The organism is Azovibrio restrictus DSM 23866 (genome assembly GCF_000429665.1).
GTDB classification, from domain to species: Bacteria; Pseudomonadota; Gammaproteobacteria; order Burkholderiales; family Rhodocyclaceae; genus Azovibrio; species Azovibrio restrictus.
Genome location: NZ_AUCH01000009.1, coordinates 36,236 through 60,597 on the forward strand (window position 1 = coordinate 36,236; position 24,362 = coordinate 60,597).

The 24,362-nt window shown below is 63.5% G+C and carries 24 protein-coding genes; 10 read left to right on the top strand and 14 right to left on the bottom strand.

The features are described 5' to 3' along the window. Window positions 1-48: 48 nt before the first annotated feature. A complete protein-coding gene (gene ilvD / locus G474_RS0110485; protein WP_026686932.1) occupies window positions 49-1,914 on the bottom strand; it encodes a dihydroxy-acid dehydratase in 1,866 nt (621 codons plus the stop codon). A gap of 155 nt (window positions 1,915-2,069) precedes the next feature. Beyond that, window positions 2,070-2,288: a Nif11-like leader peptide family natural product precursor gene (locus G474_RS0110490; RefSeq protein WP_026686933.1), complete on the bottom strand. Its 219-nt coding sequence runs from the start codon at window positions 2,286-2,288 to the stop codon at window positions 2,070-2,072. 213 nt (window positions 2,289-2,501) lie between these two features. Here G474_RS0110490 and lgt point away from each other — a divergent pair, with 213 nt between their 5' ends. The 10 genes from lgt (at window position 2,502) to mnhG (ending at window position 12,519) form a co-directional block, all read left to right on the top strand. Continuing rightward, window positions 2,502-3,302, top strand: coding sequence for a prolipoprotein diacylglyceryl transferase (lgt, locus tag G474_RS0110495; protein WP_026686934.1), 801 nt, complete (start codon window positions 2,502-2,504; stop codon window positions 3,300-3,302). After that, complete coding sequence (locus tag G474_RS0110500) at window positions 3,299-4,681, top strand: malonyl-CoA decarboxylase (RefSeq protein ID WP_026686935.1); 1,383 nt, start codon at window positions 3,299-3,301, stop codon at window positions 4,679-4,681. The genes lgt and G474_RS0110500 overlap by 4 nt, the downstream gene beginning before the upstream one ends. 84 nt (window positions 4,682-4,765) lie before the next feature. Beyond that, the gene (locus G474_RS0110505) at window positions 4,766-5,245 is read left to right on the top strand and encodes a VOC family protein (RefSeq protein WP_026686936.1); all 480 of its coding nucleotides are present in this window, start codon (window positions 4,766-4,768) and stop codon (window positions 5,243-5,245) included. Then, window positions 5,220-6,359 (top strand): FimL-related protein, encoded by a 1,140-nt coding sequence (locus G474_RS0110510; protein ID WP_026686937.1) that lies wholly within the window; start codon window positions 5,220-5,222, stop codon window positions 6,357-6,359. Before G474_RS0110505 ends, G474_RS0110510 begins: the two co-directional genes overlap by 26 nt. Window positions 6,360-6,476: 117 nt before the next feature. Further along, entirely contained in the window at window positions 6,477-9,365 is a 2,889-nt protein-coding gene (locus G474_RS0110515; RefSeq protein WP_026686938.1) for a monovalent cation/H+ antiporter subunit A, read from the top strand. After that, window positions 9,365-9,709 carry a Na+/H+ antiporter subunit C gene (locus tag G474_RS0110520; RefSeq protein ID WP_026686939.1) on the top strand — a complete coding sequence of 115 codons (345 nt, stop codon included), beginning with the start codon at window positions 9,365-9,367 and terminating at the stop codon, window positions 9,707-9,709. Before G474_RS0110515 ends, G474_RS0110520 begins: the two co-directional genes overlap by 1 nt. After that, entirely contained in the window at window positions 9,706-11,319 is a 1,614-nt protein-coding gene (locus G474_RS0110525; protein WP_026686940.1) for a monovalent cation/H+ antiporter subunit D, read from the top strand. Before G474_RS0110520 ends, G474_RS0110525 begins: the two co-directional genes overlap by 4 nt. Continuing rightward, entirely contained in the window at window positions 11,316-11,810 is a 495-nt protein-coding gene (locus G474_RS0110530) for a Na+/H+ antiporter subunit E (RefSeq protein ID WP_026686941.1), read from the top strand. Before G474_RS0110525 ends, G474_RS0110530 begins: the two co-directional genes overlap by 4 nt. 4 nt (window positions 11,811-11,814) lie before the next feature. Continuing rightward, entirely contained in the window at window positions 11,815-12,093 is a 279-nt protein-coding gene (locus G474_RS0110535; RefSeq protein WP_026686942.1) for a K+/H+ antiporter subunit F, read from the top strand. 24 nt (window positions 12,094-12,117) lie between these two features. Then, window positions 12,118-12,519, top strand: coding sequence for a monovalent cation/H(+) antiporter subunit G (gene mnhG / locus G474_RS20425; RefSeq protein WP_043464033.1), 402 nt, complete (start codon window positions 12,118-12,120; stop codon window positions 12,517-12,519). Here mnhG and hemF read toward each other — a convergent pair. The 12 genes from hemF to G474_RS0110590 all read right to left on the bottom strand — a co-directional run bounded on the left by hemF (window position 12,492) and on the right by G474_RS0110590 (window position 24,267). Continuing rightward, a complete protein-coding gene (hemF, locus tag G474_RS0110545) occupies window positions 12,492-13,406 on the bottom strand; it encodes an oxygen-dependent coproporphyrinogen oxidase (protein WP_026686943.1) in 915 nt (304 codons plus the stop codon). The genes mnhG and hemF overlap by 28 nt on opposite strands. A 266-nt stretch (window positions 13,407-13,672) precedes the next feature. Next, entirely contained in the window at window positions 13,673-14,170 is a 498-nt protein-coding gene (locus G474_RS22765; RefSeq protein WP_084513705.1) for a DUF4240 domain-containing protein, read from the bottom strand. Window positions 14,171-14,372: 202 nt separating this feature from the next. Then, window positions 14,373-14,762 carry a hypothetical protein gene (locus tag G474_RS0110555; protein WP_026686945.1) on the bottom strand — a complete coding sequence of 130 codons (390 nt, stop codon included), beginning with the start codon at window positions 14,760-14,762 and terminating at the stop codon, window positions 14,373-14,375. A gap of 107 nt (window positions 14,763-14,869) precedes the next feature. Next, on the bottom strand, window positions 14,870-15,400 hold the full coding sequence (locus G474_RS22770) for a GNAT family N-acetyltransferase (RefSeq protein ID WP_084513706.1): 531 nt from the start codon (window positions 15,398-15,400) through the stop codon (window positions 14,870-14,872). 171 nt (window positions 15,401-15,571) lie between these two features. After that, complete coding sequence (locus G474_RS23925; RefSeq protein WP_211228101.1) at window positions 15,572-16,063, bottom strand: hypothetical protein; 492 nt, start codon at window positions 16,061-16,063, stop codon at window positions 15,572-15,574. Between the two features lie 142 nt (window positions 16,064-16,205). Continuing rightward, window positions 16,206-17,735, bottom strand: a complete 1,530-nt coding sequence (locus G474_RS0110565; RefSeq protein WP_026686947.1) for a TIR domain-containing protein — start codon at window positions 17,733-17,735, stop codon at window positions 16,206-16,208. A 332-nt stretch (window positions 17,736-18,067) separates the two neighbouring features. Further along, complete coding sequence (purD, locus tag G474_RS0110570; protein WP_026686948.1) at window positions 18,068-19,345, bottom strand: phosphoribosylamine--glycine ligase; 1,278 nt, start codon at window positions 19,343-19,345, stop codon at window positions 18,068-18,070. 19 nt (window positions 19,346-19,364) lie between these two features. Continuing rightward, on the bottom strand, window positions 19,365-19,643 hold the full coding sequence (locus G474_RS24430) for an excalibur calcium-binding domain-containing protein (protein WP_084513708.1): 279 nt from the start codon (window positions 19,641-19,643) through the stop codon (window positions 19,365-19,367). Window positions 19,644-19,652: 9 nt separating this feature from the next. Then, on the bottom strand, window positions 19,653-21,245 hold the full coding sequence (gene purH / locus G474_RS0110575) for a bifunctional phosphoribosylaminoimidazolecarboxamide formyltransferase/IMP cyclohydrolase (protein ID WP_026686949.1): 1,593 nt from the start codon (window positions 21,243-21,245) through the stop codon (window positions 19,653-19,655). A gap of 11 nt (window positions 21,246-21,256) precedes the next feature. Continuing rightward, window positions 21,257-21,493 (bottom strand): helix-turn-helix domain-containing protein, encoded by a 237-nt coding sequence (locus G474_RS0110580; RefSeq protein ID WP_026686950.1) that lies wholly within the window; start codon window positions 21,491-21,493, stop codon window positions 21,257-21,259. Continuing rightward, window positions 21,490-22,506 (bottom strand): tRNA dihydrouridine synthase DusB, encoded by a 1,017-nt coding sequence (gene dusB / locus G474_RS0110585; protein ID WP_026686951.1) that lies wholly within the window; start codon window positions 22,504-22,506, stop codon window positions 21,490-21,492. The genes G474_RS0110580 and dusB overlap by 4 nt, the downstream gene beginning before the upstream one ends. A 216-nt stretch (window positions 22,507-22,722) precedes the next feature. After that, window positions 22,723-24,267, bottom strand: coding sequence for a hypothetical protein (locus G474_RS0110590; protein ID WP_026686952.1), 1,545 nt, complete (start codon window positions 24,265-24,267; stop codon window positions 22,723-22,725). Between the last annotated feature and the right edge of the window lie 95 nt (window positions 24,268-24,362).

The following is a 24,362-nucleotide window of genomic DNA, read 5'->3' on the forward strand; positions in this document are numbered from 1 at the left end:
AGACAAGGGCGGACACCTGGTCCGCCCTCCTCGTCCGGAAAGCCCGGATCAGGCCCGCTTGACCTGGGTGAGGTCGCGCACGGCGCCCCGGTCCGCCGAAGTGGCGAACAGGGCATAGGCCTGCAGGGCCTTGGATACGGGCCGCTCCCGATTCACCGGCTTCCAGGCGGCATCGCCCTTGGCCTCCATGGCGGCCCGGCGGGCGGCCAGGTCGGCATCACTGACGGCGAGGCGGATGCTGCGCCCGGGGATGTCGATCTCGATGGTGTCGCCCTCTTCCACCAGGCCGATGGCACCGCCGTTGGCCGCCTCGGGGGAAGCGTGGCCGATGGAGAGGCCGGAGGTGCCGCCGGAGAAACGCCCGTCGGTGAGCAGCGCGCATTCCTTGCCCAGGCCCATGGACTTCAGGTAGCTGGTGGGGTAGAGCATTTCCTGCATGCCGGGACCGCCCTGGGGACCTTCGTAGCGGATCACCACCACGTCGCCAGCAACGATCTGGCCCGCGAGAATGCCTTCCACGGCGGCATCCTGGCTCTCGAACACCCGGGCCCGGCCGGTGAACTTGAGGATGGACTCATCCACCCCGGCGGTCTTCACGATGCAGCCCTTTTCGGCGATGTTGCCGTACAGCACCGCCAGGCCCCCATCCAGGGAGTAGGCGTTGGCCTTGTTACGGATGCAGCCGTGGGTGCGGTCCAGGTCCAGCTCCGGCCAGCGGCGGTTCTGGGAGAAAGCCACCTGGGTGGGCACGCCGCCCGGGGCTGCCTTGTAGAACTCCAGCACATCGGGGCTGGCGGTCATGGTCACGTCGTAGGTGTCGATGGCTTCGCCCAGGGTCTTCATGTGCACCGTATGGACGCTGCGGTCGATCAGCCCGGCCCGGGACAGCTCGGCCAGGATGGCCATGATGCCGCCGGCCCGATGCACGTCCTCGATGTGGTACTTGTCGGTGGCCGGGGCCACCTTGCACAGGCAGGGCACCTTGCGGGAGATGCGGTCGATGTCGGCCATGGTGAAATCCACCCCCGCCTCGTGGGCGGTGGCGAGCAGGTGCAGCACCGTGTTGGTGGAGCCGCCCATGGCCACGTCCAGGCTCATGGCGTTCTCGAAGGAGGCCTTGGTGGCGATGGCACGGGGCAGCACGGAGGCATCGTCCTGCTCGTAGTAACGCTTGCAGAGTTCCACGATCAGGCGGCCGGCGCGCAGGAACAGTTCCTTGCGGTCCGCGTGGGTGGCGACGATGGTACCGTTGCCGGGCAGGGACAGGCCCAGGGCCTCGGTCAGGCAGTTCATGGAGTTGGCGGTGAACATGCCGGAGCAGGAGCCGCAGGTGGGGCAGGCGGAACGCTCGATGGCATCCACTTCTGCGTCGGAGACGTGGCTGTCGGCAGCCTTGACCATGGCGTCCACCAGATCCAGCTTGATCACCTTGTCGCCGCCGGGCTGGTGCACGGTGACCTTGCCGGCTTCCATGGGACCGCCGGAGACGAAGATGGCGGGAATGTTGAGGCGCATGGCGGCCATCAGCATGCCCGGGGTGATCTTGTCGCAGTTGGAGATGCACACCAGGGCGTCGGCACAGTGGGCGTTGGCCATGTACTCGACGGAATCGGCGATCAGGTCCCGGGAGGGCAGTGAATAGAGCATGCCGCCGTGGCCCATGGCGATGCCGTCGTCGATGGCGATGGTGTTGAATTCCTTGGCCACGCCGCCGGCTGCCTCGATTTCCCGCGCCACCATCTGGCCCAGGTCCTTCAGGTGCACGTGGCCCGGGACGAACTGGGTGAAGGAATTGACCACGGCGATGATGGGCTTGCCGAAATCGCCATCCTTCATGCCGGTGGCCCGCCACAGGGAACGGGCGCCAGCCATGTTGCGGCCATGGGTGGAGGTGTGGGAACGGTATTGGGGCATGGAATCCTCCTGATGCGGGCACGCGGGCCCAGAAAACAAGGGAAACGATTCTAGCCGACTCCAGCCTTCGGCCCTAGGGGGCAAACGCAAAAGCCCGGGCAAAAATGACGGAGGCCGGCTGATGCCGGCCTCCTGCGCCCCTAGAGATATACCGGTCAGACCCGGAAGAAGGCCTTCACCAGCCGCTCGGAGAGCTGATCCTCGGTGAACTGCACCTCGTTGGGGGGATACAGCTCATCTTCGATGATATCGAACCCGACCTCCTTGGCCAGTTGCCGGAGTTCCTTGATCTTCTCGCAGGCCTTGAGCTTTGCCTGCAGTTCGCTATCGGCCCTGGCCTTGTCGGCAAAAGCCTTGATGTCTTTGACAGCCATGTGGATATCCATAAGTTGAGGTTGAACACTGGGCTCCCCGACACCACGACCCCTCACGATACCGATCGGGAACCCAATGACCATTCTAACAGAGTGGTTATTGGGATTCGCGCTTCCCTTTCTGGAGGAAAGGGGCCCGGGCTTGCATGCCCGCAAGGCGAAACCCATCATCATGGAGGTTAGAATGGCTCATTTTTCCGCCCCAGCCCTCCCATGCTCATCCACCCCCAGTTCGACCCCGTCGCTCTCTCCCTCGGCCCCCTGGCCGTGCGCTGGTACGGTCTCATGTACCTGCTGGCCTTCATCCAGTTCTGGTGGCTGGGCCGCAGCCGCATCCTGGGCCGCCCCGGGACGGGCTGGGACCTGGAGCAGCTGGATGACCTGCTGTTCTACGGCGTCCTGGGCGTGGTGCTGGGCGGCCGCCTGGGCCAGGTGCTGTTCTACGAGCCCGGCTACTATCTGGCCCATCCCTTCGAAATCATCGCCGTCTGGAAAGGCGGCATGAGCTTCCACGGGGGCTTCCTGGGCGTACTCGCCGCCATGGCCCTGTGGGCCCGCAAACATGGCAAATCCTGGCTGACCACCACCGATTTCATCGCCCCTCTGGTGCCCCTGGGACTGATGGCCGGGCGCATCGGCAACTTCATCAACGGCGAGCTCTGGGGCCGGGTGGCCGATCCCACCCTGCCCTGGGCCATGATCTTTCCCCAGGCCGGGGACGGACAGCCCCGCCACCCTTCCCAGCTCTACCATGCGGGACTCGAAGGGCTGGCCCTGTTCCTCATCCTGTGGTTTTATTCACGCAAGGAAAGACCGGCGGGCGCGGTTTCCGGGGCCTTCCTGATCGGCTACGGCCTGTTCCGCTCCCTGGTGGAGTTCTTCCGGGAACCCGACCACGGCATCTTCGGCCAGTCCTACACCGTCAGCATGGGCCAGTGGCTGTCCCTGCCCATGATCGCCGCCGGCATCTTCCTGATCTGGAAGGCCTACAAGAACCACAAGGAGAGCGCATGAGCCAGAACCTGGTAACCCGGGGCCTGAAGAAGGTCCAGGGCTTCCTGAGCAAGCCCAAACACCCCAAGCCCCTGGACGAACGCGCCCTGCAGAAAATCCGGGCCCAGCTGCAGGAATGCGCCAGCGGCATCGGCGGCGAAGTCTCGGCCCGGCAGCGGGCCACCCGTCTGGGCGAAACCTACCTGGCCCTGGACGAGGCCGGCCGGCATGCGATCCTGCGCCTGATCGCCACCGAATTCGGCCCCGACCCGGCCCGGGTAGCCAAGGCCCACGCCCACTACCAGGAAGCCCTGGGCACGCCCGGGCAGTGGGAAGCGGAAGCCCGCCTGTGGAACGCCCTGCGCTCACCGCGCACCCGCATCCTCACCCAGTTCAACGCCCTGCCCCAGGGGGTGCGCTTCCTGGTGGACCTGCGCGTGGACCTGCTGCGCCTGCTCCATGACGATCCGGAACTGGCCTCCCTGGACCGGGAGCTGGAATACAGCCTCTCGGCCTGGTTCGACGTGGGTTTCCTGGAACTGCGCCGGATCACCTGGAACTCCCCCGCCGCCCTGCTGGAAAAACTGATCCAGTACGAGGCGGTGCACACCATCCACTCCTGGACCGACCTGAAGAACCGCCTGGATTCGGACCGGCGCTGCTACGGCTTCTTCCACCCGCGCATGCCCGACGAACCCCTGATCTTCGTGGAAGTGGCCCTCACCGACCACCTGGCCGGCAATGTCCAGGAACTGCTGGACGAACACGCCCCGGTGTTCGACACCCGGGCCGCCGACACCGCCATCTTCTACTCCATCTCCAACACCCAGGACGGCTTGCGCGGGGTTTCCTTCGGCAATTTCCTGCTAAAACGGGTCATCGACGACCTGCAGAAAGACCTGCCCCAGCTGCAGCAGTTCGCCACCCTGTCGCCCCTGCCCCTGCTGCGGCGCTGGGCCGAAAAGACGCCGGAGGCCTGGACTCAGGCCTTCCTGCCCGGCGACCTGGAGCGGATCGCCAAGCTCACCGAACAGGCACCGACCCTAGACAACGTGCGCCAGGTGCTGGCCGGCCGGGAATGGATAGAGCAGCCCCGGCTGGTAAGGGCCCTGCAGGCCCCCATGACCCGGCTGGCGGCCCAGTACCTGCTCACGGCCAAGGCCAGGGACCGGCTCTACGACCCGGTATCCCGCTTCCACCTGGGCAACGGCGCCCGGGTCGAACGACTCAACTTCCTCGCCGACACCTCGGACAAGGGCATGGCCCAGTCCTTCGGGATGATGGTCAACTACCTCTATGCCCCCGAGGCCATCGAGGAAAACGTGGAAGCCCTGCTACGCGCCGGGGTGATCGCCGCCAGCAGCAGCGTCCGCCATGCCGCCAAGGCCGGCAGCCGCTGAGAACTGGAAGGAAACGCCCCCATGACAAGGCCCGTCTCGGGCCTTAGAATGCCCGCTCCCGTAATTATGAATTAGAGGAATCCCATGAGCAGCGCACGTCCCTTCAAGGTACTCGGTATCCAGCAGATCGCCATTGGCGGCCCCTCCAAGGAAAAGCTCAAGACCCTGTGGGTGGAAAAGCTGGGCCTGGAAGTCACCGGCACCTTCCAGAGCGAACGGGAAAACGTGGATGAGGACATCTGCGCCATGGGCACCGGCCCCTTCAAGGTGGAAGTGGACCTGATGCAGCCCATGGACCCGGAGAAGAAACCCGCGGTGCACGCCACCCCCCTGAACCATGTGGGCCTCTGGATCGACGACCTGCCCAAGGCGGTGGAATGGCTGAGCGCCAACGGGGTGCGTTTCGCTCCCGGAGGCATCCGCAAGGGCGCCGCCGGTTTTGACATCTGCTTCCTGCACCCCAAGGGCAACGAGGAATTTCCCATTGGCGGCGAAGGGGTGCTGATTGAGCTGGTCCAGGCCCCCAAGGAAGTGGTGGATGCCTTCGCCAAGCTCGCCGGCTGAGCCCCTGCCCGATCTCGATACCCTGCGGGCCCGTTACCAGAAGGGCCTGCTGGCCTGGCTCCAGGCCCCGGAATCCGGGGCCGGCCTGGCGCCCATGACCGCCGCCCTGGCGGCCCTGCCGCCCCACCCCCTGTGGGATGCGGCCCTGACCCTGCTGCAGACCATACAGGAAGGCCGCCTGCCTCCCCGGGTCGAATACCGCCGCCTGGCCGGACGGGTGGACCAGGCCCTGCGCAAGGCCTCCGCCAGCCAGCCGCCGGACGCCACCCTGCTGCCCGAACTGCAGGCCCCCCTGGCCCAGCTCGACCCGCCGCCCCAGGCCCCCATGGAAGCCCTGGTGCCCCGCAGCCCCCTGGCGCCGACCCTGGCCGCCACGGCCGCCATCCTGCCCCTGATGGCCCAGTCCCGGGAGCCCCGCTTCACCGGGGAACAGCGCCAGGCCTGGGATGGCGCCGCCCCCTTGCTGCTGGAAACCTGGGCCCGGCGCAGTGCCGACTGGGGCCCCTTGCGCCGGGCCGTGTTCAAGCTGCTGGAAGGCGCCCTGCCCCTGGGCCATCCGGCCCCCCTGCGCCTGGCCGAGGCCCTGGCCTGCGCCACCGATCAGCTCGAAAGCACGCCCCCCGGCCCCCGCCTCCTGGCCGCCCTGAGCGCCACCCTGGAGCTGCTGGCAGAGCCGGACTTTCTCGAACACCCGGCCATGGAACAACGGGTAGCCCAGCTGGTGCCGCGCCTGGAAGGCGCCGACGACAGCAGCCCCTCGGTCACCCTGGAAACCCTGTTCGCCCAGGAAGCCCTGGAGTGCGTCGAACATCTGCACCAGGCCCTGGAAGCCGTGCCCCCAGACCTGGAGGCCCTGGCCCAGGGCCTGGCCCAGCTCAGGGAGGCGGCCGAGCACGGGGAACGGGCGGAAATCGCCAACTGGGCTGCCCGCCTGGACGCCCTGCTGCCCCATTTCCTGCCCCAGCAGCTGGATTACGGCACCGGACGGGTGCTGGTGCAGCAGTTCGTGGCCAGCCTGGAGGAATGGATCAGTTCCGGCACGGCCGTGCGCCAGGAAACCGCCAGCGCCATCAACACCGCCCTGGAACGGCTTGCCGCCAGCCTGCCGGGCTAAGCCCCCTTGCCCCCGGCCTCCCCGGGTAGTCACACTCGGTTTCATTTGCAACAAAAGTAGATGCTATCCTCTGGCCTGCCCTGGCGCCCCTGACGCCAGCCCCAATCCCATGGAGCCATGACGCTTAGCGCCCTGATCATCGCCCCCTTCATCGGCAGCCTGGTGGCTGCCTGTCTGCCCGCCAACGCCCGCAACCGGGAAGCCTGGCTGGCGGGCGCCATCGCACTCGCAGGATTGCTGTTTACCGGCTGGCTGTTCATGCAGGCCGACCCCGGGGAGGTGCTGTACGAACGGATTGCCTGGGTCCCCGCCCTGGGACTGGAATTCGTGCTGCGCCTGGACGGACTGGCCTGGGTCTTTGCCATGCTGGTCCAGGGCATCGGCCTCCTGGTGGTGCTCTACGCCCGCTACTACATGTCGCCGGCAGACCCGGTGCCCCGTTTCTTCTCCTTCCTGCTCGCCTTCATGGGCTCCATGCTGGGGGTAGTCCTGTCCGGCAACCTGGTGCAGCTGGTGGTGTTCTGGGAGCTCACCAGCCTCACCTCCTTTCTCCTGATCGGCTACTGGCACCACCGGGCCGATGCCCGCCGGGGGGCGCGCATGGCCTTCACCGTCACCGCCACCGGCGGCCTCTGCCTGCTGGCCGGGGTGCTGCTCCTGGGCCACATGGTGGGCAGCTACGACCTGGATGCGGTACTGGCGGCCCGGGAGCTGATCATCACCCACGAGCTGTACCTGCCGGCCCTGATCCTGATCGCCCTGGGCGCCCTCACCAAGAGCGCCCAGTTCCCCTTCCATTTCTGGCTGCCCCACGCCATGGCGGCTCCCACCCCCGTGTCCTCCTACCTGCATTCGGCCACCATGGTGAAGGCGGGGGTGTTCCTGCTGATGCGCCTGTGGCCGGCCCTGGCGGGAACCGAGGCGTGGACCTGGATCATCGCCGGGGCCGGCACCTGCACCCTGCTGCTGGGCGCTTTTGCCGCCATCTTCCAGCGCGACATGAAGGGGCTGCTGGCCTATTCCACCATCAGCCACCTGGGCCTGATCACCACCCTGCTCGGCATCGGCACCCCCCTGGCTGTGGTGGCCGCCCTGTTCCACACCCTCAACCACGCCACCTTCAAGGCTTCCCTGTTCATGGCCGTGGGCATCATCGACCACGAAACCGGCACCCGGGACATGCGCATCCTGCGCGGCCTGTACCGGCAGATGCCCTATACGGCCACCCTGGCCATCGTGGCCAGCGGCGCCATGGCGGGGGTGCCGCTCCTGAACGGTTTCCTCTCCAAGGAGATGTTCTTCGCCGAAACCCTGCTGGTGGGCGGCGACAGCAACTGGTGGATGTCCTACGCGGCCCTGGCGGTTGGGGTGTTCGGGGTGATCTATTCCCTGCGCTTCATCGCCGTGTTCTTCGGCAAACCCGATCAGCCCCTGCCCCGGGAACCCCATGAGCCGCCCCGCTGGATGCGCTTTCCGGTGGAGCTCCTGGTCCTCACCTGCCTGGTGGTGGGGGTGGTTCCCGCCATCAGCATCGAACCCATCCTGCACCAGGGAGTGGTGGCCATCCTCGGGGAGGCCACGCCCCAGTACGACCTGGCCGTCTGGCACGGCTTCAACCTGCCTTTGCTGATGAGCTTCCTGGCCCTGGTGCTGGGGGCCTGGAGCTACCAGCTGCTGCGCCGACGCTTCAACCTGCGGCAGCGGGAACAGGCGCCCCTGATCCATCGTTTCAGCGGCGCCCAGGCCTACGAGAACACCATGCTGGCCATCAGCCGGGCCGCCGATTTCATGCTCCGCCACCTGGGCACCCGGCGCCTGCAGCCCCAGCTGCTGGCCATGACCCTGGCCCTGCTGCTGGTCCCGGCCCTCTTGGTCGGAATGCTCCCGGGACTGCTGGCCCCAGCGCCCCACCCGGCCGATGCCTTCTTCGTCATGCTCTGGGTCGCCGGCGGCGCCTGCGCCCTGGCCGCCGCCTGGCAGGCCAAGTACCAGCGGCTGGCGGCCCTGGCCCTGGCGGGGGGCACGGGCATCGTCACCTGCATCACCTTCCTCTGGCTCTCGGCCCCCGACCTGGCCCTGACTCAGCTGATGGTGGAGACCGTCACCACCATCCTGATCCTCCTGGGCCTGCGCTGGCTGCCCCCCCGCCTGCGCGACGCGGGCCCCGCCGCCGCCCCGCCCTGGCCGGTGCGCCTGCGCCGCAGCCGCGACATGCTGCTGGCCCTGGGCGGCGGCCTGGGTCTGGCCCTGCTCAGTTACGCGGTGATGGTGCGCCCCATGCCCGACAGCATCGCCAGCTTCTTCCTGGAAAAGGCCCGCTCCGAAGGGGGCGGCAGCAACGCGGTAAATGTGCTGTTGGTGGATTTCCGCGGCTTCGACACCATGGGCGAGATCACCGTGCTCGCCATCGTGGCCCTCACCGTGTATGCCCTGCTGCGCCGCTTCCGCCCGGCGGCGGAAAGCATCGCCATCCCGGCCCAGCAGGCCAACCCCGTCGATGCGGCGACGCGCCAGCCCCCGGCCGAACAAGCCAACAGCGGCTACCTGCAGGTGGCGGGCATCTACATGCGCCTGCTGCTGCCCTTCATGGGCATCACCGCTGCCTATTTCTTCCTGCGCGGCCACAACCTGCCCGGCGGCGGTTTCGTCGCGGGGCTGATCTTCTCGGTGGCCATCATCGTCCAGTACATGCTGGCCGGCGCCACCTGGGTGGAAGACCGGCTGCATCTGCGCCCCCACCGCTGGCTCGGCTACGGCCTCTGCATCGCCTGCGCCACGGGCCTGGGGGCCTGGGCCTTCGGCTATCCCTTCCTCACCAGCCACACGGCCCACGTGGAACTGCCCCTGCTGGGCGAGCTGCACCTCCCTAGCGCCTTCTTCTTCGATCTGGGCGTGTTCGCCACCGTGGTGGGCTGCACCATGCTGATCCTGGTGGCCCTGGCGCACCAATCCACCCGCAGCCACCGGCTGCCGGAAAAGGCGGACCCCGCCCGGGAGGCCCGCTGATGGAACTCGTCATCGCCATCGCCATCGGCCTCCTGTTCGGCTCCGGTATCTGGCTGATCCTGCGCCCCCGGACCTTCCAGGTCATCATCGGCCTGATGTTGATGTCCTACGCCGTGAATCTGTTCATCTTCGTCATGGGCCGCCTGGCCATCGACAAGGCCCCCCTCACCCTGGCCCCCGGCGCCCCCAACCCCGGGGACTACGCCGATCCCCTGTCCCAGGCTCTGGTGCTGACGGCCATCGTGATCGGTTTTGCCACCACGGCCCTGTACCTGGTGATCATGATCGGCGCCCGGGGCCTGACCGGCACCGACCACGTGGACGGGGAGGAGAGCGAGGAATGAACGCCCTGCCCTGGACCCAGCAACTGATCCTGGTGCCCATCCTGCTGCCCCTGCTGGCCGGCGCCCTGCTGATCCCGGTGAATGAGGCCCGGCACAACCTCAAGTTCGCGGTGAACCTGGGCTGCAACCTGGTGCTGCTGCTCTCCGCCCTGATCCTGCTCGGGCTTTCCGACCAGGAACTGTGGCCCGGCCACCTGGGCGTGTATCTGGCCGCCAACTGGATGGCCCCCTTCGGCATCGCCCTGGTGGCGGACCGGCTCGCCGGCCTGCTGCTGCTCCTCACCGCCACCCTGTCCCTGGCGGCCCTGGTGTTCTCCAGCCAGGGCTGGAGCCGCATCGGGGTGCACTTCCACTCCCTGTTCCTGTTCCTGCTGATGGGCATCAACGGGGCCTTCCTCACCAACGACCTGTTCAACCTGTTCGTCTTCTTCGAGGTGATGCTGGCCGCCTCCTACGGCCTGGTGCTGCACGGCTACAACACCACCCGCATCCGGGCCGGCATGCAGTACATCGCCATCAACCTGGTGGCCTCCCTGCTGTTCCTGATCGGCATCGCCCTGATCTACGCCAGCACCGGCACCCTCAACATGGCCGACCTGGGGCCCCGCATCGCCGCCCTCTCCGCCGCCGACCTGCCCCTGCTGCAGATCGGCGCCGCCATCCTGGCCTTGGCCTTCCTGACCAAGGGCGCCATGTGGCCCCTGGGCTTCTGGCTGCCCACCACCTACGCCGCCGCCTCGCCCCCGGTGGCGGCCTTGCTGGTGCTGATGACCAAGGTGGGCATCTACGCCCTGATCCGCATCTGGTCCCTGGCCTTCGCGGCGGGACCGGCCGCCGGCTTCGGGCTGGATGCCCTGTTCTGGGGCGGCATCGCCACCCTGGTGTTCGGCACCCTGGGCATCCTCGCCGCCCAGGAACCCGGACGCATGGCGGGCTACGCCGCCATCATCTCCTCGGGCACCTTGATGGCCGTGTTCGGCCATGGGGATCCCCAGCTGCTGAGCGCAGGCTTCTACTACCTGCTCGGATCCACCCTGGCCACCGCCGCCTTCCTGCTGCTGGTGGGTCTGACCGAACGCATCCGCAGCCCGGGGGCCGCCCTGCTGGCCCTGACCATGGAGGCCTTCGCCATCGACGAGAAACCCGAGGAACCGGTGGGGGTCGGCATTCCCGCCGCCCTGGCCTTCCTGGGGCTGGCCTTTGCCGCCAGCGCCCTGGTGATCACCGGCCTGCCGCCCCTGTCGGGCTTCATCGCCAAGTTCAGCCTGTTCCATGCCCTGCTGAACGGGGAGGCGGGCATTTCCCTTCGGGACTGGACCCTGATGATCCTGATCCTCTGTTCCGGCCTGGCGGGCATCATCGCCCTGATGCGCTTCGGGGTGCGCACCTTCTGGGCCTCGGGCGCCGTGCAGCCGCCCCGCCTGCATCCCACCGAGGCCGGGCCCGTGACCCTGCTCCTGGGGCTGTGCGTCGCCATGACCGTGCTCGCCGGGCCGCTGCTCGCCTACCTGGAACGGACCACCCGGGACCTGGGCCAGGCCGGCAGCTACGTAGAGCAGGTGCTCTCGACCCCCGCCGTGCCCTCGCCCCCACGGGGAGAAGCCCCATGAAGCGCCTGCTGCCCTCGCCCCTGCTCTCCCTGGTGCTGCTCTTCACCTGGCTGCTTATGAACCAGAGCCTGGAAGTGGCGCACCTGCTGCTGGGGACCCTGCTCGCCATCATCGCCCCCCTGCTGGCGCGGCCCCTGCAGCCCCACGGCTACGCCCGCATCCGCCGTCCGCTGGCTCTGCTGCGCCTGCTGGCCCACGCCAGCGTGGAAGTGCTGCGTTCCTGCTTCAACGTCAGCCGCATCATCCTGTTCGCCCGCCCGGAGGGCCTGAACTCCCAGTTCATCCGCATTCCCCTGGACATGCGTAGCCCCCACGGCCTGGCCCTGCTGGCCGGGATCATCAACCTGACGCCGGGCACGGTCTGGGTGGAAGTGCTGCCCGACAGTCACGAATTGGCCCTGCATGTGTTCGACCTGCACGACGCCCAGTGGTGGATAGACACCATCAAGGGGCAGTACGAGGTCCCCCTGATGGAGATTTTCGAGGGATGACGCCATGACCAGTCTGCTTCCCCTGGCCCTGGGCTTCGCCATGAGCTGCGTCGGCCTGGGCATCCTGTTCTGCACGCTGCGGCTACTGATCGGCCCCTCGGCCCAGGACCGGGTGCTGGCCCTGGATACCCTGTGGATGTGCTGCATGCTGCTCTGCCTGCTGCTGGGCATGCGCTTCGGCAGCATGGTCTATTTCGAAGTGGCCCTGCTGATCGCCCTGCTGGGCTTTGCCTCCACCGTGGCCCTGGCCAAGTTCCTGATGCGCGGGGAGATCATCGAATGAAGCCCCACCCGGGAGGATGTCGCCATGCATGAACAAGCCTGGGAACAGCTGCCCCTGTGGATCAGCCTGCCTGTCTCCCTGCTTCTGGTGCTGGGCGGCTGCATCGCCCTGATCGGCTGCCTGGGGCTGCTGCGCCTGCCCCACTTCTACCAGCGCATCCACGGCCCCGCCATCACCATCACCCTGGGGGCCGGCTGCATCCTGATCGCCTCCATGCTGCTGTTTTCAGCCCTGGAAACCCGGCCAGTGGTGCATGAACTGTTGATCACCCTGTTCGTGCTCCTGACCGCGCCCATGGTTTCCATGCTGGTGATGCGCGCCGCCGTGTACCGGGACCTGCGCAAGCGCCGGGCCCGGCCAGGAACGAAAGACGGGGAAGACGAGGTGTACCCGGTGACTCAGACCCAGTCCCGGGGCGACAGGTAGCGCTCGTACAGTTCGGCTTCCGGGGTGCCGGGCTCCGGCCGCCAGTCATAGCGCCAATGCACCACCGGCGGCATGGACATGAGGATGGACTCGGTACGCCCCCCGGACTGCAGGCCGAACAGGGTGCCCCGGTCGAAGACCAGGTTGAATTCCACGTAGCGGCCGCGCCGGTAACACTGGAAATCCCGCTCCCGCTCCCCGTAGGGCAGCTCCCGGCGCCGGGCCAGGATGGGCAGATAGGCCTGGGTGAAGGCCCCGCCCACGGCCCGGGTCAGGGCAAAACAGCGCTCGAAGGGAGTCTCGCCCCCCTCCCCGGCCTCGTTCAGGTCATCGAAGAAGATTCCCCCCACCCCCCGGGGCTCGTTCCGGTGCTTGAGGAAGAAATACTCGTCGCACCAGCGCTTGTAGCGGGCATGGACCCCGGGCCCGAAGGGCTCCAGGGCTGCCTTGCAGGTGCCGTGAAAATGGCGCACGTCCGCCTCGAACGCGTAATAGGGAGTCAGGTCCATGCCGCCGCCGAACCACCAGACCGGCGCTTCGCCTTCCTTCGTCGCCACGAAGCAGCGCACGTTCATGTGCGCCGTGGGGCAGTAGGGATTTTCCGGGTGCAGCACCAGGGAAACCCCCATGGCCTCCCAGGCCCGCCCCGCCAGTTCCGGCCGATGGGCAGTGGCCGAAGCGGGCAGCGACTTGCCGGTAACGTGGGAGAAATTCACCCCGCCCCGCTCGAAACAGCCGCCCCCTTCGATCAACCGCGAAACCCCGCCGCCCCCTTCGGGGCGCTGCCAGCTGTCGGTCAGGAAGGGCTGGCCGTCGAAGGCCTCCAGCTCGCCGACGATATCGGCCTGCAGGGTGGTGAAGAAATCTTTGAGTTGTTGTGTGTTCATGGGGGGTTGGGGTTGTTGCCGGAGGGGGGATTTTAGGGGGGAATCGGCCAGGTGGGGTGGGGCTGGCGCGGGGGCCGGGTTCCACCATTGCCCGGCGGTTAATTTTGGAGCAGCGATGCGGATAGATTTGAGCGGCGCCTATCGACCGGATTTGGAAAGCAGTCGTTCAGGAACGTTTGACGTGAGGGCCTGCCGGGGCCGAACGCGGAGGGAACCCAGCGCGCTGCTTTTGGGCCGTCCCTCTCGACTGAATTTTTAGGCAAATATCAAGATTCTCCGAACTTCATCCAGAGCTTTGGAAGCTTTTGATTGCAGAGTTCTGGATCATCAAAATCCCAACCCTCACCAGCAGGCTCTTTGGGATGCTCGTATTCCTGCGACGGCATATCAGTTCCAGTAACTTCTTTGTATGCCCGCGCGGCTGCATACCCGAAATCTTCATTTGGAATGTATCCATCATCCGAATCACTGGCAAAAGCAACGAGCGAATCAGGATCATTCAATGCCTCTTCAAAAATACTGCGACCTCTTGAAATGAGGCCGTACCTGAAGTCAATAAATCCATCATCCGAACAACCGCCATCAATCAAATAGGCCGCCCCCCAAAGATCCCATCGATATGCTTCGGAGAAGAATTTATCAAACAGGCGTTGATATTGAATAATCTGTTCCGGGCTGATTGCAGCCAAGCGCTCTTGAACTACTTCTGCCGCGCTTTCCGGAGGTAAACCCACGTTCAAAGCCCAGAATTCATTTGTATCCATGATCTTTTCTCAAAGTGCGAATGTGTCGGGAAAATTTGCCTAACGAATAGCGTTTATCCGCCGACGCGAACGAGTTTTAAGAAGGGATGAAGTCATATTGAAAAATAGGAAAAACAGGGGTCAGAATCCAATTATTCGCTGCTGGCAGACGCCCACCGATCCAAGCTGCTGCTTGAGACGCTAGAAAGCTGGCTTTTGATTGTTAGCCGCGTTGTTGTTCATCAAGCCGCCCTTTGCTGTAATAGTTGATGAAATCTCGCATGACCGAAGAAAGCTCAACCTCGGAAACAATTTTCCAGAATTTCCTCTCGCCCAGCATCACCGAAAAATATTCGATGATTTTTTGTGCGGCATTGTAATGACCTGCGGCCAACCACTTGCGGAGCAAGGCCTCAATTTCTTTTACCGGAAGTTGTGATGACTGGACAAGAATCAGCGCCAAGGGGTAGTTAATCGCCCAAAGCCGAGCAATGAAATCGACCCGTTCCTCTACCGCAATTTGCCTTAGCCACTTCTTCAGCTCGGCCTCCACCTGAGCGATAGCAGGGCGCCTCGAAAACTGCTCAGGGGTAAATACGGGCAACGAATCCATATGGCTAGTTTGTTGAAAGCGAAAGATTGCCGGAGTTCGAAACCCGAAGAGAACCTACAAGTGTAGCCGGCAGGTTGTGTCGCTCGGCCACTGTGAAAAATAGGCAATTAAAAAACAGGGGGCAGACCCCAATTATTACGGCCTTGCCCAGCGAGTTTTTTTGCGTAGATGCCATATGGGACACCGTGGATTGGTGGCGCTTCACGAACGAACTCAAACCCCATGGATTGGTACATCGGAAGTGCCACAGACATGATGGCGCTAGTATGCAGGCCGAACACCTCGGCTCCATCACACAGAGCCTTTGCAATACAAGCGTTGGCAAGTGCGCGGCCAATACCTTTGCCGCGTGATTCTGGGCAAACAACGAGCATTCGCATGACAGCCCATGTGCTCGGGAAAAACGAACTCTTTGGAGCCTCGGGACCAAGGTACGCAACTGCACCCATGACTTTTTCGCCGGATGCCGCAACGATAATCTCGCCCGTTTCCGCCAGCGAAGACATGCATGCGATTTTTGCCCTGAAGCCTGGCCAGTCTTCGTATTGGTGAGCGAACTGCTCGAACGCGGCAACACCAAGTGCATTGACAGCATAAATGTCAGTTAGCTGAAAATCGCGCAGACTTATCGAGCACATGAGTTGCCTAACGAATGAAATGGACTTCCCCGTCCCGAAAATAGTAAAAATAGGGGTCAGACCTCAATTATTGCTAGCGTGGGGCAGAGGGTGCCATACACCTACATAACTTCGATCAATACGCTCTGTTTAGTTAGCATGGCGCTCAGTGCGGAACGAACGCGAGGATGCTTACTTGAACTGCTGTTCATACCGAGCCACATGCTCAGGAAATAGTTGCTCATAGAGAGGATAGGAAATACCAAGAACGTTGAGTTCAATGAAGCCTTCTCCCACTTGTTCTGAGTAGTCCAATATTCCGACTCCCGCGCAGATGATTGTTTCATTGTTTGGCGTTCTGACGCTGAGGCCCAGCTTGGTTTGATCGGCATGGTTTTCAATGCACTGCCGTTGAATTGTCGAGTAGCCGTCGGAAGGTATGAACTGACCAAATGCAACGCCCATCGGTGGATCTCCGCTCTCAAGCTCGGAGTAACCGACAAGCAAATCTCCGCAATAGACATCGAAGGTGGGCATGATGTGAAAAATAGGGGGCAGACCACAATTATTACTTTGGTCAGGCGACAGGCCTGGTTCCGTGCTTGATGCGGGGCGGTGGGTGTTTGCTGAACCGCCAGGTTCCGCCGTTGCCCGGCGGTCAATTTTTGGAGCAGCGATGCGCATAGATTTGAGCGGCGCCTATCGACCCTAAGCCGCCCGTCGACGTTATGAAATGCGGACGCTCAACGTTTTGCTTAAAGGAGTCGCAAGACGGGTGGGTTTCCAGCAAAGCTGCCCCCAGATGATGCGATCGTTAGGCGCGAACTCAAGTTAGCCGCGCAGCTAGCAAGTCCACGCAGTACGGGATATCGTGGTCCTTGAGAAACACTTTCCCAAGCGTGTTCGCCAATCCAACCATTGGGACATCCTCGATGATAATCGGAAGAATATAGGTGTCCGGACGCTTCTGCCCGGCAGACTTTCCTATTTCGAATTCGAATCGAGTCCAATCCTTTTCTGGGTACTTCGAGGAAATGAAGATCACCATATAGAGTGCATCGTTGGCGTAAATATCAGCAAGCTTCTTCTGCAAGTCCACGCCCCATAGCTGCGCTTGGTGGTTGAAATCGTAAAAAGGAAATATCCCCTTTTCCTCCAACTTCTTGACGAACTCAAGGACCACTGGCCTGTCTTCGCCGGCAAAGGAAACAGCTACGTCCCAAGGATACTCATCATTTCTAATGTGAATCTTGCGACGCACATCATCAAGGTTCAAAAGATTTAAGTAGAAACGGAACGTAGGATCTTCAATCGAGATTGACTTCCCTTTTCGATACATAATGACATCGTCAAGCCTTGAATCCTGAATCACATCACCGAGATAGTTGAGGCAGTTGTAGTACGAAGTCGACTTTTGGTTTTTCTTCTTCGGGTCAGCAATCGGTGCGACTATGGTCCTATACAGATACTCTGTAGGAATGTCGGAGCGTTCATCATTCGCTATAGCCGCAACGATATCGAAGTAGGTGTTATGGACCGACTTGGCTTGCTGTTTTCCCTTAGACAGAGAGACTATCTTGTCAAAATACTTGTGCTCAAAGATACGCAGGACTTCCTGCTTAATGTTGGCAATTGTCTCGTCTACTTCTTGCTCGTGGCCTTCGTCTTGGGTCTTCTCTATCCCGTGTTTGATGCATGCGGTACGGCAGATGGCTTGAACAACGGACGGAATGCCCTTTGATCCGATTGCTGTTTCGGCAAGGAAGCGCTCGGAAAACTTGATCCGAAGGTGACTAGCTCCCTGTGTCATTAACTTGTGGACGAAATCTTCGCCTTGAGTTCTGAGATCGAAGACATCATTTCGAATGCCAAGTTCTGAGTCATTTCCCGCTAGATCGCGGGCGCTAGAGGCGATGCCAATCAGGACAAAACGGACACTCTTTTCGTGCCATAGTTTGAGGTCCGCAGACAGTCCCTCCTTCACGGGCTCAGATAGGTGGTGAAAATCGTCAATGACCACTAGTCGCTGTGACGCTAGGTACGGCGTGGTTGCGTCGTATGTCGGGTCGACACCCAACATTGCGCCGAACATCTCCAAATAGTTCGTGTGATTTTTGAATTCGCGCCCATTAACCAAAAGGATGTCCGTCGGCCGTATCTCCAAGTCTCTTAGGACCTTATGAACTACGGTGGTCTTCCCGGAGCCGGAAGCGCCAGCAATCGTGACGTGTTTCCCTTTGGCGCGGAGTGCCGACTTTATGAATGGGTACTCCTTCGGATCGACGTAGGTATATTCGGGAAATGCAGCCTCATTAAAAACTGCCTCAAGGTCGAGAACCGGCGTCGCAGAAGTCATAATTTTCGCTCTTATTGGAAGAAGGGCATACATGCCTTCGGATGGAATAGGCCATTAAGCCCGCATACTGCCGATAACTGAGCAGAATATCAATAAGGCATATGATAGAAGTGTTCCGGCTGGCCGCTTTGTAAAGTGCCTTGCTTGCGACCGCTCCTGGCCGAATGCCGTCAAATTTTATTGAAAACAAGGCATGAGGTAACCCATAGCCGGCTGCAATGACTTCGGCAGCAATGAACCCCTGCTGTTCAGAAACAGGCGGCCACGCACACATAAAAAAACCGGCACCCGGGCAATCACCCCAGTGCCGGTTCGCAGGCAGACGGCGCAGCTTAGCGGCTGATGGCCCGGTAGCCGATATCCTTGCGGTACTGCATGCCGTCCCAGCTGATGGCGACCAGGGCCTCGTAGGCGCGCTTCTGGGCCAGTTTGACGTTCTCGCCCAGGGCGGTAACGCACAGCACCCGGCCGCCGCTGGTGACCACCCGGCCATCCTGCTCGGCCGTGCCTGCATGGAATACATGGCAATCTTCACCGAAGCGGTTGCCGGCGGGCAGGCCGCTGATCACGTCGCCCTTCTTCGGGGTATCCGGGTAGTTGGCGGCGGCGAGCACGACCCCCAGGGCCACGCGGCGGTCCCATTCGGCCTCCACCTGGTCCAGGGTGCCGTCGATGCCGTGCTCCAGCAGGTCCACGAAATCCGACTTGAGGCGCATCAGGATGGGCTGGGTTTCCGGGTCGCCCATGCGGCAGTTGAATTCCAGGGTCTTGACCGAGCCGTCCTTGCCTATCATCAGGCCGGCGTAGAGGAAGCCGGTGAAGGGGATGCCGTCGGCGGCCATGCCGCGTACCGTCGGCAGGATGATTTCGCGCATGGCCTTGGCGTGGATTTCCGGGGTGACGCACGGTGCCGGGGAGTAGGCGCCCATGCCGCCGGTGTTGGGGCCCTGGTCGCCGTCGAAGATGCGCTTGTGGTCCTGGCTGGAGGCCAGCGCGAGGACGTTCTTGCCGTCCACCATGACGATGAAGCTGGCTTCCTCGCCGTCGAGGAAATCCTCGATCACGACGCGGGCGCCAGCGTCGCCCAACTTGTTGCCGGACAGCATGTCGTCGATGGCCGCGTGTGCTTCTTCGAGGCTCATGGCGACGACGACGCCCTTGCCGGCGGCGAGGCCGTCAGCCTTGATGACGATGGGCGCGCCTTGCTTGTCCACATAGGCGTGGGCCGCGGCGACGTCGGAGAAGGTCTCGAAGCCGGCGGTCGGAATGTTGTGACGGGCCATGAAGCGCTTGGCGAAATCCTTGGAGGATTCGAGCTGGGCAGCTTCCTTGGTGGGGCCGAAGATCTTCAGGCCGCGGGCCCGAAAAATATTGACCACACCGGCGGCAAGAGGAGCTTCCGGGCCGACCACGGTGAGGTGCACCCCGTTCTGTTCGGCAAAGTCAGCCAGCGCCACCGGATCGGTGATATTCACGTTTTCCAGCTCATCTTCCCGGGCCGTGCCGGCATTGCCCGGCGCCACATAAACCCGTTGCAGGCCCGGCGTCTGCGCCAGGCGCCAGGCCATGGCGTGCTCGCGGCCGCCGGAACCAATGACCAGTAGTTTCATGGAGAAATCCTTATTTTTGTTACCTGCACCACTGCTTTTCGCAGGGAATACCGTCGTTATTGCCATCCATTTTGGTGCCAGGACAATGCTGAAGAAACCACGTTGCTTCAGCGCAAGATGTCATTTGGGAGCAATGCGTACGGCCATCGCAGCTATAACTACTACTTGCTGCTGTATCCAACTGTTGCCCAGCAACAGGAAGGGTATCGCCAGCCCACGCTTCCTGCTTGTCCCGAAATTTGCCATAGGTTTGCCATCCTATGGCTCCAATAATCAACAAAACGACCAGCTTCCTCATCGCAGTAAATTAATGCCTGAAGTGGCGAGCACCAGTAAACACCATGGCGATGCCGTGTTCGTCGGCCGCGGCGATGACTTCCTCGTCGCGCATGGAGCCGCCCGGCTGGATCACGGCGACGGCGCCAGCTTCGGCGAGCACATCCAGGCCGTCGCGGAACGGGAAGAAGGCGTCCGACGCCACGACCGAACCCTTGAGCTCCAGGCCGGCGTTCTGGGCCTTGATGCAGGCGATCTTGGTGGAATCGACGCGGCTCATCTGGCCGGCACCGACGCCCAGGGTCATGCCGCCGCCGCAGAAGACGATGGCGTTGGACTTGACGAACTTGGCGACGCGCTCGGCGAAGAGCAGGTCTTCGATCTGGCGCAGGGTGGGCTGCACCTTGGTCACCACCTTCAGGTCCTTGACCTGGGCGGTGAAGTCATCGGCGGTCTGCACCAGCAGGCCGCCGCCGACGCGCTTCAGTTCCAGCTTGTTCAGGTCACGGCCCAGGGGCACGACCAGCACCCGCAGGTTGGCCTTGGCGGCCAGGGCGGCCTTGGCTTCGGCGGTGAAGGAGGGGGCAATCAGCACTTCGACGAAGTGCTTGCGCTCGTTCATGGCTTCAACGACTTCGATGCCCACTTCGCCGTTGAAGGCGATGATGCCGCCGAAAGCGGAGGTGGAATCGGTCTGGAAGGCCTTTTCGTAGGCGCCGAGCAGGTTGGCGTCGATGGCCACGCCGCAGGGGTTGGCGTGCTTGATGATGACGCAGGCGGGGGTGTCGAAGGCCTTGACGCATTCCCAGGCGGCGTCGGAATCGGCGATGTTGTTGTAGGACAGTTCCTTGCCCTGCAGCTGGGTGTAGTTGGCGATGCTGCCCGGCAGCGCGATGGTGTCGCGGTAGAAGGCGGCTTGTTGGTGCGAGTTTTCGCCGTAGCGCAGGGTTTCGACGCGGTCGAAGGCCAGTTGCAGCTTGGCCGGGAACACGGCCGGGATCGGCGCGGCGGCTTCCGGTTGGGCTTCCGCGCCTTCGTCGAGGCCGGTCAGCCAGTTGGCGATCATGCTGTCGTAGCGGGCGGTGTGCGTGAACGCCTTCTTCGCCAGGTTAAAGCGGGTGCCGAGTTGCAGGGCGCCGCCGTTGGCCTTCATTTCGTCGAGCAGCGGGGCGTAGTCAGCCGGATCGGTGACGATGGCCACACCAGCGTAGTTCTTGGCCGAGGAACGGACCATGGCCGGGCCGCCGATGTCGATGTTCTCGATGGCGTCGGCCAGCGTTACGCCGGCCTTGGCGATGGTGGCGGCGAAGGGGTAGAGGTTCACGCAGACCAGGTCGATCATCGGAATGCCGTGCTGTTCGATGGTCGCCATGTGTTCGGCGAGATCACGCCGGGCGAGGATGCCGCCATGCACCTTCGGGTGCAGGGTCTTGACGCGGCCGTCGAGCATTTCCGGGAAGCCGGTGTAGTCACCGATTTCGGTGACGGCGAGGCCGGCGTCGCGCAGCATCTTGGCGGTGCCGCCGGTGGACAGCAGCTTGACACCCTGGGCGGCGAGGCCCTGGGCGAATTCGAGAACACCCGTCTTGTCGGAGACGGAAATCAGCGCTTGCTTGATGGTCATGGCGTGAGTCTTCAGATCAGTTGGAATTCGGTGAGTTTCTTGCGCAGGGTGTTGCGGTTGATGCCGAGCATCTCTGCTGCCTGGGTCTGGTTGCCGCCGGCCTGTTTGAGCACCACTTCAAGCATGGGCCGCTCGACGCTTTTCAGGACCATGTCGTAGATGGCCGTGGGCTTTTCCCCGTCCAGATCGCGGAAATATTTTTCCAGGGCCCCCAGGACGCAGGCCGCGATGTCTTGTTGCTGGCTCATGCTGCCAGTTCCTCCTCTGCTTCGTATTCGAGATGTTCGGACCGCTCTGCCAGGTGGTGGAAGAAGTCGTTCACTGCCTGCTGCTGCAGGTCTAGGTCGGGCAACTGGTTCATGGCCTTCCGGAAGGCGGCCGAACCAGTGAGGCCCTTGGTGTACCAGGAGATGTGCTTACGGGCCACCTTCACGCCCGTATCTTCCCCGTAGAAAGCGTACAGCTCCTGCAGGTGGCCCATGAGGATGGCGTGAATTTCATCCACCCGGGCCGGGGCCAGCTTTTCACCGGTCTTCAAGTAATGTTCGATTTCCCGGAACAACCAGGGCCGGCCCTGGGCGGCGCGGCCTATCATCACCCCATCGGCCTTGGTGTAGTCGAGCACGAACTTGGCCTTCTCGGGGGTGGTGATGTCGCCGTTGGCGATCACGGGGATGCGGATTTCGGACTTCACCTGGGCGATGGTGTCGTACTCGGCCTCGCCGGTGTACTGGTCGGCCCGGGTACGGCCGTGGATGGCCACGGCGCGGATGCCCGATTCCTGGGCGATGCGGGCGATGGTGGGAGCGTTCTTGTTCTGGCGGTTCCAGCCGGTGCGGAACTTCAGGGTCACCGGGGTATCGGGGACGGCGCCCACCACGGCTTCCAGAATGCGCGCCACCAGGGCTTCGTCCTGCATCAGGGCGGAGCCGGCCATGACGTTGCAAATCTTCTTGGCCGGGCAGCCCATGTTGATGTCGATGATCTGGGCGCCGTTGTCCACGTTGTGGCGGGCCGCCTCAGCCATCATGGCCGGGTCGGCCCCGGCGATCTGCACGGAAATGGGCTCCACTTCCCCGTCGTGATTGGCCCGGCGTATGGTCTTGGCGCTGCCGTACAGGAGCGAGTTGGACGTAACCATCTCGGACACGGCCAGACCCGCGCCCAGCTGCTTGCAGAGCTGCCGGAAAGGCCGGTCGGTAACGCCCGCCATGGGGGCGACGAACAGGTTGTTGCGCAGGGTAAAGCCGCAGAATTCCATCAGGATGGCGCCGGTGATGCAGGTGGGGAAGGGGGCGGATTGTACCCCAGCGGGCGCCTAAAAAATAGTCAGAAACCCTTCAAGCAGAAAACCCCGTTTGAACCCCCAAGACCCGGATAACACCGGAGGAAGCCCCTGCCCGGGGCGGCGACCCACTCCGGCTATCGGGTCAGGCGGGCTTGCCTGGCCCGATAGCCACAGGGGCGAGGATTAGGTTTAGTCCCGGTAGCTGACCCGCTCGAAGTCCGCCCCGGACTGCAAGCGCCCCACCAGCCGCAGACGCCGGCTGCTGCCGTCGTAGAGCTCCAGCATCTGCTCCCCCTGGGTCTGGTAGAGCCCCACGGGCAGGACCAGGCTGGGGGGAGCCCCCAGAGCCTCCATGCCCGGCAGCAGGAAGGCGCGCTGGAAGAAGGCCTGGCGCCCCTGGGAGCGGACGGCCACGGCCCGGGGCCTGCCGGGCAGCAGGGTCAGCCCCACCATCAGGCTGCCGTCCTGGCACTGGATCAGCCACTGGACCTGGGCCAGGAGGAAATCGCAGCCATCGTGGGGGCGCAGGGTCAGCAGCTGGCCGTGGGCCACCTTGGCGAACGGCGGCTGCAGCAGCAGGCGGAAGCCGGTGGGGGAATGATCCAGCAGGAGCCCCGCATGGGCCGGGGCCAGCTCCTGGTCCCAGAGCAGGAAATCGATGTCTTCCCGATTCCAGTTCACCCCGCCATCCGCCCTGATCAGGGCATGAATCTGCTGCAGCCCCATGCCCACTTCGACCACCCCCGAATCCATGGAGCGGGGAAAGCGGCGCCCCAGGGGGCGCGGGAACCAGGCCTTGAGCAGGTGATGACGCAGGGTTTCCAGACGCTGCCGGTCCAGCTCTCCCAGCCCCGGGGGCAGCAAGGCCGAGTCCCGGCCGCTCTGCTTGAGCTGGCAGATGAGCTCGGTGCATTCCAGGACCCGGTAGCGCCCGGCCTCACCCTCCAGCTCGGACAGGAACTGCAAGGGCAGATCCGCCTGCAGATCCACCAGGGCATGGGGCAAGCCGCCCTGATCGGCCCCCAGGGGCTGCAGACTCACCAGGGGCGCCCAGTGGTCGGCCAGCATCCAGATCAGGTTGAAATCCCCCAGGCTGCGCCCGTAGGGACTGGCCAGATCCAGCAGCAGCAGGGTCACATAGGCATCGATGCAGCGCTGGCTGCGCCCTTCGATCTCCGCCAGGGGCTTTTCCACCCGGGCTTCGGCCACGCCCAGGGCCTCGGCCCGGGCATAGAAGTCATTAGCCTGGCGCCAGAATCCTTCGGGCAGCTGGCGCCGGGCCAGGAAGTGGTCCCGGCCACAGAGGGCCAGGTAATGCAGGCAGCGGTGCAGGAGGCTGGCCACCCGTTCTTCCTGCAGCCGGGAATCCAGCTGCTCCCCGAGCACCCGACCGAGACAGGCGCCATAGGCATCCACCACCTTCTGCCAGATGCCGGAACCGCGCCGGAAGTGGGTTTCTTCATCCTCGTTGAGCTGCAGGGCCTTGCCCTGATAGAGCCTGGCCTGGGCTTCGCGCACGAAATACAGGGGTTCGGCCGCATGTTCGAGGAGCACGAACAGGGGTTCGGCCCCCAGTTCGGAATGCAGCAGGCCATCCAGGAATCCATGCAGCAGCACCTCGGCCCGGGGCGGGTCCCCCAGGGGCAGCTGCGCCAGGAAATCCAGGCCCTCGTCCAGGTCGCTGAACAGAGGATCTCCCGGGGGGGTATCGATGGCAGGCAGGGCTTGGAGCATGGTGTCGGCGGGTGCAAACCCGGGGAGCAGGAATGGACCGATGCTAAACCCATGCAAAGCGACTATGCAATATGGCTTTCTGCCTATGCACCAGG

Coding starts and splice junctions, on each gene's coding strand:
- ilvD (WP_026686932.1), bottom strand. CDS start 1,914: ATGCCCCAATACCGTTCCCACACCTCCACCCATGGCCGCAACATGGCT.
- G474_RS0110490 (WP_026686933.1), bottom strand. CDS start 2,288: ATGGCTGTCAAAGACATCAAGGCTTTTGCCGACAAGGCCAGGGCCGAT.
- lgt (WP_026686934.1), top strand. CDS start 2,502: ATGCTCATCCACCCCCAGTTCGACCCCGTCGCTCTCTCCCTCGGCCCC.
- G474_RS0110500 (WP_026686935.1), top strand. CDS start 3,299: ATGAGCCAGAACCTGGTAACCCGGGGCCTGAAGAAGGTCCAGGGCTTC.
- G474_RS0110505 (WP_026686936.1), top strand. CDS start 4,766: ATGAGCAGCGCACGTCCCTTCAAGGTACTCGGTATCCAGCAGATCGCC.
- G474_RS0110510 (WP_026686937.1), top strand. CDS start 5,220: ATGCCTTCGCCAAGCTCGCCGGCTGAGCCCCTGCCCGATCTCGATACC.
- G474_RS0110515 (WP_026686938.1), top strand. CDS start 6,477: ATGACGCTTAGCGCCCTGATCATCGCCCCCTTCATCGGCAGCCTGGTG.
- G474_RS0110520 (WP_026686939.1), top strand. CDS start 9,365: ATGGAACTCGTCATCGCCATCGCCATCGGCCTCCTGTTCGGCTCCGGT.
- G474_RS0110525 (WP_026686940.1), top strand. CDS start 9,706: ATGAACGCCCTGCCCTGGACCCAGCAACTGATCCTGGTGCCCATCCTG.
- G474_RS0110530 (WP_026686941.1), top strand. CDS start 11,316: ATGAAGCGCCTGCTGCCCTCGCCCCTGCTCTCCCTGGTGCTGCTCTTC.
- G474_RS0110535 (WP_026686942.1), top strand. CDS start 11,815: ATGACCAGTCTGCTTCCCCTGGCCCTGGGCTTCGCCATGAGCTGCGTC.
- mnhG (WP_043464033.1), top strand. CDS start 12,118: ATGCATGAACAAGCCTGGGAACAGCTGCCCCTGTGGATCAGCCTGCCT.
- hemF (WP_026686943.1), bottom strand. CDS start 13,406: ATGAACACACAACAACTCAAAGATTTCTTCACCACCCTGCAGGCCGAT.
- G474_RS22765 (WP_084513705.1), bottom strand. CDS start 14,170: ATGGATACAAATGAATTCTGGGCTTTGAACGTGGGTTTACCTCCGGAA.
- G474_RS0110555 (WP_026686945.1), bottom strand. CDS start 14,762: ATGGATTCGTTGCCCGTATTTACCCCTGAGCAGTTTTCGAGGCGCCCT.
- G474_RS22770 (WP_084513706.1), bottom strand. CDS start 15,400: ATGTGCTCGATAAGTCTGCGCGATTTTCAGCTAACTGACATTTATGCT.
- G474_RS23925 (WP_211228101.1), bottom strand. CDS start 16,063: ATGCGCATCGCTGCTCCAAAAATTGACCGCCGGGCAACGGCGGAACCT.
- G474_RS0110565 (WP_026686947.1), bottom strand. CDS start 17,735: ATGACTTCTGCGACGCCGGTTCTCGACCTTGAGGCAGTTTTTAATGAG.
- purD (WP_026686948.1), bottom strand. CDS start 19,345: ATGAAACTACTGGTCATTGGTTCCGGCGGCCGCGAGCACGCCATGGCC.
- G474_RS24430 (WP_084513708.1), bottom strand. CDS start 19,643: ATGAGGAAGCTGGTCGTTTTGTTGATTATTGGAGCCATAGGATGGCAA.
- purH (WP_026686949.1), bottom strand. CDS start 21,245: ATGACCATCAAGCAAGCGCTGATTTCCGTCTCCGACAAGACGGGTGTT.
- G474_RS0110580 (WP_026686950.1), bottom strand. CDS start 21,493: ATGAGCCAGCAACAAGACATCGCGGCCTGCGTCCTGGGGGCCCTGGAA.
- dusB (WP_026686951.1), bottom strand. CDS start 22,506: ATGGAATTCTGCGGCTTTACCCTGCGCAACAACCTGTTCGTCGCCCCC.
- G474_RS0110590 (WP_026686952.1), bottom strand. CDS start 24,267: ATGCTCCAAGCCCTGCCTGCCATCGATACCCCCCCGGGAGATCCTCTG.